The sequence below is a fragment of the Streptomyces sp. NPDC012510 genome (assembly GCF_042955065.1).
GTDB lineage: Bacteria > Actinomycetota > Actinomycetes > Streptomycetales > Streptomycetaceae > Streptomyces.
This window is the reverse complement of the sequence record NZ_JBIBEN010000015.1, coordinates 80,507-92,485: the sequence shown is the minus strand read 5'-3', so window position 1 is coordinate 92,485 and position 11,979 is coordinate 80,507. Positions and strand designations below refer to the sequence as shown.

At 71.3% G+C, this 11,979-nt stretch carries 12 protein-coding genes; 2 read left to right on the top strand and 10 right to left on the bottom strand.

Going from position 1 to position 11,979, the window contains the following annotated elements; genetic code table 11:
- Positions 1-115: 115 nt before the first annotated feature.
- The 6 genes from ligA to mnmA all read right to left on the bottom strand — a co-directional run bounded on the left by ligA (position 116) and on the right by mnmA (position 7,098).
- A complete protein-coding gene (ligA, locus tag ACFY9I_RS26610) occupies positions 116-2,335 on the bottom strand; it encodes an NAD-dependent DNA ligase LigA (RefSeq protein WP_391005790.1) in 2,220 nt (739 codons plus the stop codon).
- Positions 2,336-2,350: 15 nt separating this feature from the next.
- Positions 2,351-3,382: a methionine synthase gene (locus ACFY9I_RS26605; protein WP_391005787.1), complete on the bottom strand. Its 1,032-nt coding sequence runs from the start codon at positions 3,380-3,382 to the stop codon at positions 2,351-2,353.
- Between the two features lie 216 nt (positions 3,383-3,598).
- Positions 3,599-4,288 (bottom strand): SDR family oxidoreductase, encoded by a 690-nt coding sequence (locus ACFY9I_RS26600; protein WP_391005784.1) that lies wholly within the window; start codon positions 4,286-4,288, stop codon positions 3,599-3,601.
- 69 nt (positions 4,289-4,357) lie between these two features.
- The gene (locus ACFY9I_RS26595; RefSeq protein ID WP_391005781.1) at positions 4,358-4,897 is read right to left on the bottom strand and encodes a TIGR00730 family Rossman fold protein; all 540 of its coding nucleotides are present in this window, start codon (positions 4,895-4,897) and stop codon (positions 4,358-4,360) included.
- Between the two features lie 44 nt (positions 4,898-4,941).
- The gene (locus tag ACFY9I_RS26590) at positions 4,942-5,763 is read right to left on the bottom strand and encodes a methyltransferase (protein ID WP_391006102.1); all 822 of its coding nucleotides are present in this window, start codon (positions 5,761-5,763) and stop codon (positions 4,942-4,944) included.
- 204 nt (positions 5,764-5,967) lie between these two features.
- Positions 5,968-7,098, bottom strand: a complete 1,131-nt coding sequence (gene mnmA, locus ACFY9I_RS26585; RefSeq protein WP_391005778.1) for a tRNA 2-thiouridine(34) synthase MnmA — start codon at positions 7,096-7,098, stop codon at positions 5,968-5,970.
- 60 nt (positions 7,099-7,158) lie between these two features.
- Between mnmA and ACFY9I_RS26580 the strand changes: the two genes are divergently transcribed.
- Positions 7,159-7,872, top strand: a complete 714-nt coding sequence (locus tag ACFY9I_RS26580) for an N-acetylmuramoyl-L-alanine amidase (protein ID WP_391005776.1) — start codon at positions 7,159-7,161, stop codon at positions 7,870-7,872.
- 88 nt (positions 7,873-7,960) lie between these two features.
- Here ACFY9I_RS26580 and ACFY9I_RS26575 read toward each other — a convergent pair whose 3' ends face one another.
- The 3 genes from ACFY9I_RS26575 to ACFY9I_RS26565 form a co-directional block, all read right to left on the bottom strand.
- Positions 7,961-9,130 carry an aminotransferase class V-fold PLP-dependent enzyme gene (locus ACFY9I_RS26575; RefSeq protein ID WP_391005773.1) on the bottom strand — a complete coding sequence of 390 codons (1,170 nt, stop codon included), beginning with the start codon at positions 9,128-9,130 and terminating at the stop codon, positions 7,961-7,963.
- 140 nt (positions 9,131-9,270) lie between these two features.
- A complete protein-coding gene (locus ACFY9I_RS26570; protein WP_391005772.1) occupies positions 9,271-9,552 on the bottom strand; it encodes a DUF4190 domain-containing protein in 282 nt (93 codons plus the stop codon).
- Positions 9,553-9,586: 34 nt separating this feature from the next.
- Complete coding sequence (locus ACFY9I_RS26565; protein ID WP_391006115.1) at positions 9,587-9,769, bottom strand: hypothetical protein; 183 nt, start codon at positions 9,767-9,769, stop codon at positions 9,587-9,589.
- An 85-nt stretch (positions 9,770-9,854) separates the two neighbouring features.
- On the opposite strand from ACFY9I_RS26565, the gene ACFY9I_RS26560 reads away from it, so the two are divergent.
- Positions 9,855-10,481, top strand: coding sequence for a TetR family transcriptional regulator (locus tag ACFY9I_RS26560; RefSeq protein WP_391005769.1), 627 nt, complete (start codon positions 9,855-9,857; stop codon positions 10,479-10,481).
- 612 nt (positions 10,482-11,093) lie between these two features.
- Here ACFY9I_RS26560 and ACFY9I_RS26555 read toward each other — a convergent pair.
- Positions 11,094-11,948: an acyl-CoA thioesterase domain-containing protein gene (locus tag ACFY9I_RS26555; protein ID WP_391005766.1), complete on the bottom strand. Its 855-nt coding sequence runs from the start codon at positions 11,946-11,948 to the stop codon at positions 11,094-11,096.
- Between the last annotated feature and the right edge of the window lie 31 nt (positions 11,949-11,979).

Below are 11,979 nucleotides of genomic sequence, written 5' to 3'. Positions count from 1 at the left end.
CACCTCAACAGTAGGCCGCACAAGGCTTCCACGGGCAGCGGTCGACGCCGGTTACCCGAATGCGACCGGCCACCCGTATGCATCTGGTATGCGCCGAACGGGTGGCCTTCAACCCCTACTCCTCGGTCGGAAGCGCGACTTCCGCCGCCGCGTCGGGTCCTTGTTCGAGCAGCACGGCGAAGCCGTCCTCGTTCAGGACGGGCACCTTGAGCTGCATCGCCTTGTCGTACTTGGAGCCCGGGTTCTCACCCACCACGACGAACGAGGTCTTCTTCGACACCGACCCGGTCACCTTGGCGCCCCGGCTCTGCAGCGCTTCCTTGGCCCCGTCGCGCGTGTGGTGTTCGAGTGTGCCGGTCACCACGACCGTCAGCCCTTCGAGGGGCCTGGGCCCTTCGTCCTCTCCGGAGCCCTTGTCCTCCAGAGGAACACCGGCCGCCTTCCACTTACGGATGATCTCCCGGTGCCATTCCTCGGCGAACCATTCCTTGAGCGCCGTCGCGACGATGCCGCCCACGCCGTCAACCGCGGTCAGCTCCGCCTCCGTGGCCTGCTCGATCCGTTCGATGGAGCGGAACTCGCGGGCCAGTGCCTGGGCGGCGACCGGTCCGACGTGACGGATGGACAGTCCGTTGAGAAAGCGGGCGAGCGGACGGGTCTTGGCCTCCTCGATCTTCTGGAGCAGGGCGAGGGTGTTCTTCTTCGGCTCGCCCTTCTGGTTGGCGAAGACGGTGACGATCTTCGGCTCGCCCGTCCTGGGATCGTGCTTGGGCAGACCGCTGTCGGCGTCCAGGACGTGGGCCTTGATGGGGAGCAGCTTTTCCACCGTGAGGTCGAAGAGGTCGCCCTCGTCGACCAGGGGCGGGTCGGCCGGCTCCAGAGGCCGGGTGAGGGCGGCGGCGGCGACCCCGCCGAAGTGTTCGATGTCCAGGCACTCCCGCCCCGCCAGATAGGCGACGCGCTCTCGCAACTGGGCCGGGCAACTGCGGGCGTTGGGGCACCGCAGGTCGATGTCGCCCTCCTTCATCGGACGCAGCGGCGTCCCGCACTCCGGGCACTCGGTCGGCATCACGAACGGGCGCGTCTCGTTCTCCTCGCGCAGGTCCACGACCGGGCCCAGGATCTCGGGGATGACGTCGCCGGCCTTGCGGATGACGACCGTGTCCCCGATGAGGACGTTCTTGGCCTTGACGACCTCCTGGTTGTGCAGCGTGGCGAACTCGACCTCAGAGCCGGCCACGGTGACCGGCTCGACCTGGGCGTACGGCGTGACCCGGCCGGTGCGGCCGACACCCACCTTGATGTCGATGAGCTTGGTGTTGACCTCTTCCGGCGGGTACTTGTACGCGATCGCCCAGCGGGGTGCCCGCGCGGTCGATCCGAGGCGGCCCTGCAGCCGGATCTCGTCGAGCTTGACGACCACGCCGTCGATCTCGTGCGCCACGGAGTGGCGGTGCTCGCCGTAGTGGGCGATGAACTCCCGTACGCCGTCGAGGTCGTCGACCACCCTGTTGTGCCCGGCGGTGGGCAGGCCCCAGGACCTGAGCAGGTCGTAGGCCTGGGAGAGGCGGGTGAAACCGCCCTCGAAGCCCTCCAGGGCGCCGATGCCGTGGACGACCATGTGCAGCGGCAGGGTGGCCGTGACCTTGGGGTCCTTCTGGCGCAGCGAACCCGAGGCGGAGTTGCGGGGGTTGGCGTACGGCTTCTCGCCCGCAGCCACCCGGCGTTCGTTGAGGCCCTGGAACGCCTCCATCGGGAAGTAGACCTCGCCGCGGATCTCGACGAGCCGTGGGACGCGCTCGCCCTTCAGCCGGTGCGGGATCTCCGCGATCGTCATCACGTTCGGCGTGATGTCCTCGCCGGTCCGGCCGGTGCCCCGGGTGGCGGCGCGGGTGAGCTTGCCGTCCTCGTACGTCAGGTTCACCGCGAGACCGTCGATCTTGAGCTCGCACAGCAGGTGGTAGTCGGACGTGCCGACGTCCTTGGCCACGCGCTCGGCCCAGGCGGTCAGCCCCTCGTCGTCGAAGACGTTGTCGAGGGAGAGCATGCGCTCGCGGTGCTCCACCTCGGCGAGGTCGGTCTCGTACTCGACGGCGACCTTCTGGGTCGGTGAGTCCGGTGTGCGCAGCTCGGGGTACTCGTCCTCCAACCCCTCCAGGGTGCGCAGGAGTTCGTCGAACTCCGCGTCGCTGATGACGGGAGCGTCCTTCACGTAGTACCGGAAGCGGTGCTCCTCGATCTGTTCGGCGAGCCGCGCGTGCTTCTCGCGGGCCTCGGCGGGCACCGCTGTCTCGGCGGGTACCGCTGTGGGCTGTGCGTCCTTGTCGCCGGCCACCGTGTTGTCCTCCCGTTACTCTGGGTTGTCTGCGAGAGATCTCGCCGCCCTGACGCAGTGGGCCAGGGCCCGACGCGCGTACGCCGGGGAGACCCCCGCGAGTCCGCACGTCGGGGTGAGCGTGACCGCGTCCGCGAGCAGCCCCGGATGCAGCCCCAGCCTGCGCCACAGCGTCCTGACCCTCATGACGCTACCGGCAGGGTCTGACAATGCCCCCTCGGTGGTCGGCACGACACCTGCGAGCAGCTTCGTGCCTCCCTCCACCGCTTCCCCGATCATGTCGTCGTCACGCTCAGTGAGCAAGGTGAAGTCGAAGGAGATACCGGTTGCACCGGCGCGGCGCAGGAGCGCGAAAGGTACGTCGGGGGCGCAGGAGTGCACGACGACCGCCCCGTGCGGAGTGTCCTCCGCCGGGGTGTGGACGCCGATGACGTCCCGGAGCGTGGCCTCGACGAGTTGGCGGTCGACGGCGCGGTGGGTGCGGTAGCCGCTGGCGCTCTTCACCTGTCCGCGCAGGACGGCGACGAGGGACGGCTCGTCGAGCTGGAGCACGATCCGGGCCCCGGGGACGCGCCGCCGGATCTCTGCGAGGTGCTGGCGCAGGCCCTCGGCGAGTGAGCCGGCGAGGTCGCGGCAGGCGCCCGGATCGGAGAGGGCCGCTTCGCCGTTCTTCAGCTCCAGCGCGGTGGCGAGGGTCCACGGGCCGACGGCCTGCACCTTCAGCGGACCCTCGTGACCCTGGGTGAACTCCTCCAGCGCGTCCAGGTCCTCGCCCAGCCATGACCGGGCCCGCTTGGTGTCCCGACCGGGTCGGTCGCCGATCCGCCAACCGCTGGGCTCCACGCGGGCGTACAGCTCGACCAGCAGTCCGGCGGTTCTGCCGATCATGTCGGCGCCGGGGCCTCTGGCGGGGAGTTCGGGCAAGTACGGCATGCCCGTGCCCGGCCACTCGAACGTCCCGGTGACGGTTTTCGCGGCCTCTCGGGCGTCGCCGCCGGGCATGGAGCCGACACCGGTGGCAGGGCCGAAGCTCAGGTGTTCGTTCACATCCCGAAGCCTACGTTTTCCGCCCCCGCCGCCCCTACCCGTCCCTCCCCCCGGGGGCTGCGCCCCTTCGACCCCGGGATGTCCGCTTTTCGGGTGCGGGTGGGTGGGGGCTGGTCGCGCAGTTCCCCGCGCCCCGGGAAAGCACGGGCTGCGCCCCGTGCTTTCCCGGGGCGCGGGGAACTGATCTTTAGGGGCGGACCTGCGCCGCCCGAGCTGTCAGGCGCCCGGGCGGACCGTCAGGTCGTTCACTTCCGCGTCCCTCGGCAGATCCAGCGCCATGAGGATCGTCGTGGCGACCGACTCGGGGGCGATCCACTGCGACGGGTCGTACTCCTTGCCCTCCTGCTGGTGGACCTTGGCCTGCATGGGGCTGGCGGTCCGGCCGGGGTAGACCGTGGTGACCCGCACCCCGTTCCCGTGCTCCTCCCACCGCAGGGAGTCCGCCAGCGCTTTGAGGCCGTGCTTGGACGCGGCGTACGCCGACCAGTCGGCGTGGGCATTGAGGCCCGCACCGGAGTTGACGAACACCACATGTCCCCGGGCGGCACGGAGTTGGGGCAGGAAGTGCCGGGTCAGCTCGGCGGGCGCGATGAGGTTGACGTTGAGCTGGTGGCGCCAGGACTTGGGGGTCAGCTCGCCGACCGGCCCGAGGTCGACGACGCCCGCGATGTGCAGCAGGGAGTCGACGCGGTCGGGCAGCGTCTGGTGGGAGAAGGCCCAGGAGAGCTTGTCCGGGTCCGCGAGGTCGCCGACCAGCGTCTTCGCCCCCGGGAACTCCGCCGCCAGTTCCTTTGCCCGGCCCGCGTCGCGCGCGTGCAGCACGAGGTCGTCCCCGCGCGCGTGCAGCCGTCGGGCGACGGCCGCGCCGATACCCGAACCCGCCCCGGTGATCACATGAGTAGCCATGCCGTCATGCTCGCATCACCAAGGGTCCGCCTTCGCCCACCAGGGCCCCGGACGCGAAACCGCCGGGGCTCAGGCCACGCCCCGGCTCTCCTCCAGGTACGCCATCGCCCCCACCGGCTCCTCCGCGAAGAAGACCAGGTCGGTGAGGGGACGGGGCAGGAAACCCTCGTCCTCCATCCGCCGGAACTGCTCCTTCAGGCCGTCGTAGAAGCCCGCCGTGTTGAGGAGGACCACCGGCTTGTCGGTGTGGCCGTGCTTCTTCAGCTCCAAGATCTCGGTCGCCTCGTCGAGTGTGCCGGTGCCGCCGACCATGATGACGACGGCGTCGGCCTTCTCCAGGAGCAGCCGCTTTCGCTCGGCCAGGTCGCGCGCGATCACCATCTCGTCGGTGCCGGGCCGCGCCTTGGCCGACAGGAACTCGACCGAGACGCCCAGCAGTCTGCCGCCCGCCTCCTGTACCCCGTCGGCGACCACCTTCATCAGGCCCACGTCCGAACCACCCCACACCAGCGTGTGCCCGCCCTTTCCGAGCAGCTTGGCGAACTCCCGCGCGGGGAGCGTGTAACGGTCGGCGAGTTCGGCGGCGGAGAGGAAGACGCAGATGTTCATGCGCCCACGCTAGCCGTCCTCAAGAGGCCCCACGCCGGTCCGTCCTACGCTGCCCCCGACCCCGGCCCTCGTCGCACGCTCACCCGGATCTTCGACTGCCGGTGCGGCAGTGCCTCCCAGTCGTCCATGAAGCGGGCCGACAGGCCGTGTTTGCGGGCGAGTTCGATCAGGGTGTCGGTCCGGTAGTAGAAGTCCTCGTGGAGCACCTGGTGTTCCTCGCCCTCCGTGCGGCCGAAGGTGAAGTCGAAGAAGCCGCCGGGGGCGAGGACACGGCCGACGTGCGCGAGGCACTGCTCGATGACGTGCGGCGGGGAGTGGGAGAAGACACTGTGCGCGTGGACGACGTCGAAGTGGCCGGCGGGCAGGAAGGAGAAGGTCAGGTCGGCGACGAGCGTCAGATGAGGGAGTTTGGCCTGCAGACCCTCGCGTGTCAGAGTGCGCTGGGCCTCCATGAGGATGGCCGGCGAGATGTCGATCCCGTAGTAGTTCCCGGCGTCCAGATGGTCGATGAACAGCCGCCCGGCCCTCAGGTTCCCGCAGCCGATGTCCAGCATGCGGTGCCGGGGCCGCAGACCGTGCCGTACCAGGTAGTCGAACTGCATCCGGCCGACGCGTTCCCACTTCTCGACCGACGGGTTGTGCCCGACGGCCGCCTCCGGGCTGCGTGCCGTGTCGGCGGCCATGACGGCCCGGTAGTACGCGATGTGGTCGCGGTGCTTCAACTGCAGCCAGGTGTCACGCGCCACCCGCCGGGCGTGGGCGGGCACCCGCTTGGGATGGCGCAACGCGTAACGGACCCGGTGGGTGAGGCTCCGACGGTTCCTGCGCACGCTCCCGGACGGATCCCCCGACGCGTCCCTGGACATGTCCCCCGACGCGTCCCTGGACATGTTCGCGGACGTGTCCCTCGACGCGTCCCTGGAGCGGTTTCCCGCCTGCCCGGCCGGATCTGCGGCTGTCATCACGACCTCCTACGCCCCCTGCGGCCTCCTGGAAGAGCTACCAGCAGCCTGCGCCGCAGACGGGAGGACGGCTACCCGGGGAGGGGCGATCGTGGCCGGAGGGCTCGCCTACGCGACGCCCGCCCTCGCGCGCCTGGTGGAGGCGATCGTCGCCGAGCCCACGACCCGGGTGTCGTCGTACAGGACGATCGCCTGGCCGGGGGCGACGCCTCGGACCGGCTCGGTGAAGGTGACGTGGAGGTCGCCGTCGACCAGCTCGGCGCGCACCTCGGTCTCGCCGCCGTGGGCACGGAGCTGGGCGGTGTAGATGCCGGGTCCGGCCGGGGCGACGCCGCACCAGCGGGGCTTGATCGCCGTCAGGGCGTCGACGTCGAGGGCGGCGGCGGGGCCGACCGTGACCGTGTTGTTCACCGGGGAGATGTCGAGGACGTAGCGCGGCTTGCCGTCGGGGGCGGGCGTGCCGATGCGCAGGCCCTTGCGCTGGCCGATGGTGTAGCCGTAGGCGCCCTCGTGGGTGCCCAGGACGGTGCCGGACTCGTCGACGATGTCGCCCTCGGACCTGCCCAGCCGGCCCGCGAGGAAGCCCTGGGTGTCGCCGTCGGCGATGAAGCAGATGTCGTGGGAGTCGGGCTTCTTGGCGACCGCCAGGCCCCGGCGCTCGGCCTCGGCGCGGATCTCGTCCTTGGTGGTGACCGTGTCGCCGAGGGGGAACATGGCGTGGGCGAGCTGCTTCTCGTCGAGCACGCCGAGGACGTACGACTGGTCCTTGGCCATGTCGGAGGCGCGGTGCAGCTCGCGCGTGCCGTCGTCCTTGACGATCACCTGGGCGTAGTGGCCCGTGCAGACGGCGTCGAAGCCCAGGGCGAGGGCCTTGTCGAGCAGGGCCGCGAACTTGATCTTCTCGTTGCAGCGCAGGCAGGGGTTAGGGGTGCGCCCGGCCTCGTACTCGGCGATGAAGTCCTCGACGACGTCCTCGCGGAAGCGCTCGGCGAGGTCCCAGACGTAGAAGGGGATGCCGATGACGTCGGCGGCGCGGCGGGCGTCGCGTGAGTCCTCGATGGTGCAGCAGCCGCGCGCGCCGGTCCGGAACGACTGCGGGTTCGCGGACAGCGCCAGGTGGACGCCCGTCACGTCGTGCCCGGCTTCCGCCGCGCGGGCGGCGGCCACGGCTGAGTCGACCCCGCCGGACATGGCGGCGAGGACACGGAGGGGGCGGGGGCGCTGCGAGATCTCAGTCATAACCCCTCAAGGGTACGGGGCGCCGGGAACCGGAGCCCGCGAGTATCCGTTGACGCTCTCGTGGGAACGAGAAGGGCTTCGAGGAACGGTTCCGGGGGCGCGGGCGCTTCCGGCGGCGGGGACGCGGGCCGGCGCGTCGGTCGCCGCGCCCTGTTGATCGGCACGGCCGTGGCCGCCGTCGGTACGGCCGTGGTGGCGCGTGACGAGCTGACGCGCGCGTGGTGGCGCGTGCCCGGCGTCAAGAAGCCGCGCAAGGAGGGCGAGGTCGACTACACGGGCGCGAAGTGGACGGCGGCGTCCGACGCGAACTGGCGGCTGGCGGACCGGCCGGACGACTTCGGCATAGACATGGTGATCGTCCATGTCACCCAGGGCAGCTTCGACAGCGCCGTGAAGGTTTTCCAGGACCCTGCCCACGGAGCCGCCGCGCACTACATCGTCCGCAAGGACGGCCACGTCACCCAGATGATCCGCGAACTGGACGTGGCGTACCACGCGGGCAACCGCGACTACAACGAGCGCAGCGTCGGCATCGAGCACGAGGGCTTCGTCGAGAAGCCCGAGGACTTCACCGACGAGATGTACGAGGCCTCGGCACGGCTCACGGCCCGGATCTGCGCCCGCTACGACATCCCCCTCGACCGGGAGCACATCCTCGGCCACGTCGAGGTGCCGGGGACGGACCACACGGACCCGGGCGAGGGCTGGGACTGGGACCGGTACATGAAACTGGTGCGCGCTGCGGCCGCCGAGCGGGCGTCGGCGCCTGCCTGACCCGGGACGGCGGCGGGGGCGCACACCCGCGGGGCGGACGCCGCGCGGGTGTGCTCCCGGCGGACGCCGCGCGGCCCGTCCCGTCCGCTCAGGTCAGCCCGGCGTTGCGGGCGCGTTCCACTGCCGGGCCGATCGCCTTCGCCACCGCCTCGACGTCCGCCTCCGTGGAGGTGTGGCCGAGGGAGAAGCGGAGGGTGCCGCGCGCGAGGTCCGGGTCGGTGCCGGTGGCGAGGAGGACATGGCTGGGCTGGGCGATGCCGGCGGTGCAGGCTGAGCCCGTGGAGCACTCGATGCCCTGGGCGTCGAGGAGGAGGAGCAGGGAGTCGCCCTCGCATCCGGGGAACGTGAAGTGCGCGTTGGCCGGAAGCCTGCCCGCCGAGGACGGGTCGCCGCCCAGGATCGCGTCCGGGACCGCCGTGCGGACCGCCTCGACCAGGTCGTCGCGCAGGGCGCCGATCTCCCGGGCGAACCACTCGCGCTGCTCGGCGGCGAGCCGGCCGGCCACCGCGAAGGAGGCGACGGCGGGGACGTCGAGGGTGCCGGAGCGCACATGACGCTCCTGGCCGCCACCGTGCAGCACGGGCACGGGACTGTACTCACGGCCCAGCAGCAGAGCGCCGATGCCGTACGGGCCCCCGATCTTGTGGCCGGAGACGGTCATGGCGGCGAGGCCGGAGGCGTCGAAGTCGACCGGAACCTGACCGAAGGCCTGGACCGCGTCGGCATGCAGCGGGACGCCGAACTCCCGTGCGGTGTCCGCCAGTTCGCTGACCGGCATGATCGTGCCGATCTCGTTGTTGGCCCACATCACGGTGGCCAGGGCGACGTCGTCGGGGTCGCGGGCGATGGCCTCGCGCAGGGCCTCCGGGTGGACGCGGCCGTACGCGTCGACCGGAAGGTACTCGACGGTGGCGCCCTCGTGTTCGCCGAGCCAGTGGACGGCGTCGAGGACCGCGTGGTGCTCGACGGGGCTCGCGAGGATCCGGGTGCGGGCGGGGTCGGCGTCGCGGCGGGACCAGTACAGACCCTTCACGGCGAGGTTGTCGGCCTCGGTGCCGCCGGAGGTGAGGACCACCTCGCTGGGGCGGGCCCCGAGGGCCTCGGCGAGGGATTCACGGGCCTCCTCGACGGTGCGCCGCGCTCGGCGGCCGGAGGCGTGCAGCGAGGAGGCGTTGCCGGTGACGCTCAGGTGGGCGGTCAGGGCCTCTGCCGCCTCGGGGAGCATCGGGGTGGTCGCCGCGTGGTCGAGGTAAGCCATGGTGAGCCCGATTCTACGGGGGCGCCGGGCGCCGGCCTCGGCCGATGCCGGTAAGGCCATCGCCGGCGGGTGGCACTTGGCCGCTCCCCTCTCGCAAAGCTCCAGGACACCATCCTCGGAGCTCCGGGACACCGTGTTCCTCAGAAGCTCCAGGACACCGTGTTCGTCGTCTGCATCAGGGCCGCCAGGACCACGAGGTCGGCGATGCCCAGGCCCAGGCCCAGGAAGGCGCGGCCCCGCCTCGTCGTGCCGCGCTTGAGGGCGACGGCGGCCAGGACGATGGCGACGGGGCCGAGGAAGAGGTTGAGGACGAGGAGGCCCAGGAGACCGAGGACGAAGGAGGCGACGGCCATGCCGTCGGCGTCGCGGCCTCGGGGGCGGGTCGTGGTGGTTCCGGTCGGGCGGGCGGCGGTGAGCTGCATGGTCGGTCTGCTCCCAACGGGCTCTCGGGGACGGTCAGTCGGAGGTGCGGGTGCTGCGGGCGTGGCGCTCGCGGTACGCGAAGACCGCCAGCCAGAGCGCGATACCGGCGGCGAGGACGGACGAGACGGCCACCGGTACGTGGGCCACGGTGCCCAGGACGACTCCCAGCAGCAGGAGCGCGGCGACGAGGAACAGCATGGCGCGTTCGCCTCCCATGTTCGGTTACAACTGTTCACTGACTCCTCAGTCTAGCGCGCCGCCCCGCTTTGCAATTACGGAGAACAGTTGTTAACTGCATGGCATGAGTCACACTCTCGGCATCCGGCAGGCCCAGAAGCAGAGGACCCGGCAGTCGCTCATGGACGCAGCGCTCGGTCTGCTGGAGGAACAGAGCCTCGGCAGCCTGGGACTTCGGGAGGTCACCCGGGCCGTCGGCGTCGCCCCGACCGCGTTCTACCGGCACTTCCGGTCGACCGCGGACCTCGGTGTGGCGCTGGTCGAGGAGGCGCTGGGCAGTCTGCACCCCGTCCTCGGGGATCTGATGTCGGCGGTGGGCGACAGCGGCGAACTCATCGAGCAATCCGTGGATCTGATCGCCCGCCACGTGGACGCGTACCCCGCACACGTCCGCTTCATCGCTCGCGAGCGGCACGGCGGGGTCCAGCCGGTGCGGGACGCCATCCAGGGGCAGCTGGCCCGGTTCACCGAGGAGGTGCGCGGCGAACTGGCCAGGCGGCCCGAGACCGAGGGGTGGACCGACGACGACCGGCTGATGCTCGCGGGCCTGTACGTCGATCAGATGCTGGTGACGGCCTCGCTGTTCCTGGAGGCACCGGCCGAGCAGGAGGAGGAGCGCGCCCGGGTGACCCGGTTGGCCGGGCGCCGCATGCGGCTGATCAGCATCGGCTGTCGCCACTGGCTCGACTGACGCCACTGGCGCGACTGACGCCGGCCGCGGCCGGCGAAGGGCGAGGGCGCGCCCGTTGACCGGGTGCGCCCTCCGCATGGGTACGTGCGGACCTGATCAGCTGTCCTGCGACGCCGAGGCCGAGGCCGACGCCGAGACCTCCTGACTCGGAGCCCAGCTCGGGGCCTGGCCGCCCTGACCGCCGTTCACCGGGGCCTCCGCAGTCGCCCCCGCCCCCGCCTGGACCACCCTGACCGCCGGCGCCGGGGGCACCGCTCGGCGCGCCGGACGGCTGCCCGGAGGGCACGCCCGAGGGAGCCCCGGAAGGCGCCTGACGGTTCGCGGAGGGTGCGCCGGACGGAGCCTGGCAGGTCTGCTGCCCACCGGAGTCGCCGTTGTCAGAGGTGATCGACGACGAGTCGCCGGAGCCGCACGCCACGAGGAAGAGGGGTGCGGCCGCCAGCAGGGCGACGGCGGGAACGGGACGCGCACGCTTCATGGGAACCAGCTCCAGGGGCGATGAGGGAGTTCAATGAGCGGCATCGAACCAACGCCGCTTGGGACTCCCTTGGGTTCACGCTGTGGCGCCCCTGTGCGAAGAGCAAAGCGATCACCGACATCTCCGCCCGGGGCTCAGTCAGACAGCCTGACCCGCGCCAGTTGACGCGACTGGGCGACCAGTCGGTCGGAGCCGTCCCAGACCTCGGCGTCCTCCTCCAGGAAGCCGCCGGCGAGGTTACGGGTGGTGATGGAGACCCGGAGCGGTCCCGGCGCCGGGCGACACCGCACGTGGACGGTCAGCTCGACCGTCGGCACCCAGCCCATGACGTCCATCTCGAAGGCGGTCGGCGGAAGCGCGTCCACCGCGAGGAGCAGCGAGAGCGGGTCGGCGTCGCGGCCGTCGGCGAGGCCGAACCAGGCGCGCATCTCACCCTTGCCGGAGGGCGCGCCCAGCGCCCAGCCGAGGGTGGCGGGGTCGAGCTTCAGCAACAGCCGGTCGGCGATGGCGGAGCTGCCGGGGACCGGGAGGAGAGCGTCCTGCGGGCCGAAGCACTGCTCGATCGGCGGGATCTCGGGCGGCTTCGCCGTCGTACGGACGTCGCCGGGGAGGGTGTCCAGGTCGCCGTAGGAGGCGAGGACGCGTATCCGCTCGACTTCGCGGCCCTCGTCGTCGTACTGGAAGAGGGAGGCCTGGCCGGTCGACAGGGTCCGGCCGGCGCGGACGACGTCCGTGCGGACGACCGCAGGGCCGGGCTGGGAGGCGGTCAGGTAGTGTGCGGAGATCGTGAACGGGTCGTCGTGCGGGAGCGCGTCGGCGAGGGCGCGTCCCAGGACGGACAGCAGGTAGCCGCCGTTGACGGCGCTGATGATCGTCCAGCCGGCGGAGAGGTCGACGTCGTAGACGCCGGGTTCCCGCAGGGTGACCGCGGTGTCCCGGTCGAACTCGCTGTCACCGACGGTGGCCTGTACGGAAGCTGCTTCGGGCATGGGTGAACGGTACAACAAGCGACTTACTAGG

Coding starts and splice junctions, on each gene's coding strand:
- ACFY9I_RS26600 (WP_391005784.1), bottom strand. CDS start 4,288: ATGGCTACTCATGTGATCACCGGGGCGGGTTCGGGTATCGGCGCGGCC.
- ACFY9I_RS26595 (WP_391005781.1), bottom strand. CDS start 4,897: ATGAACATCTGCGTCTTCCTCTCCGCCGCCGAACTCGCCGACCGTTAC.
- ACFY9I_RS26590 (WP_391006102.1), bottom strand. CDS start 5,763: ATGTCCAGGGACGCGTCGGGGGATCCGTCCGGGAGCGTGCGCAGGAAC.
- mnmA (WP_391005778.1), bottom strand. CDS start 7,098: ATGACTGAGATCTCGCAGCGCCCCCGCCCCCTCCGTGTCCTCGCCGCC.
- ACFY9I_RS26575 (WP_391005773.1), bottom strand. CDS start 9,130: ATGGCTTACCTCGACCACGCGGCGACCACCCCGATGCTCCCCGAGGCG.
- ACFY9I_RS26570 (WP_391005772.1), bottom strand. CDS start 9,552: ATGCAGCTCACCGCCGCCCGCCCGACCGGAACCACCACGACCCGCCCC.
- ACFY9I_RS26565 (WP_391006115.1), bottom strand. CDS start 9,769: ATGGGAGGCGAACGCGCCATGCTGTTCCTCGTCGCCGCGCTCCTGCTG.
- ACFY9I_RS26560 (WP_391005769.1), top strand. CDS start 9,855: ATGAGTCACACTCTCGGCATCCGGCAGGCCCAGAAGCAGAGGACCCGG.
- ACFY9I_RS26555 (WP_391005766.1), bottom strand. CDS start 11,948: ATGCCCGAAGCAGCTTCCGTACAGGCCACCGTCGGTGACAGCGAGTTC.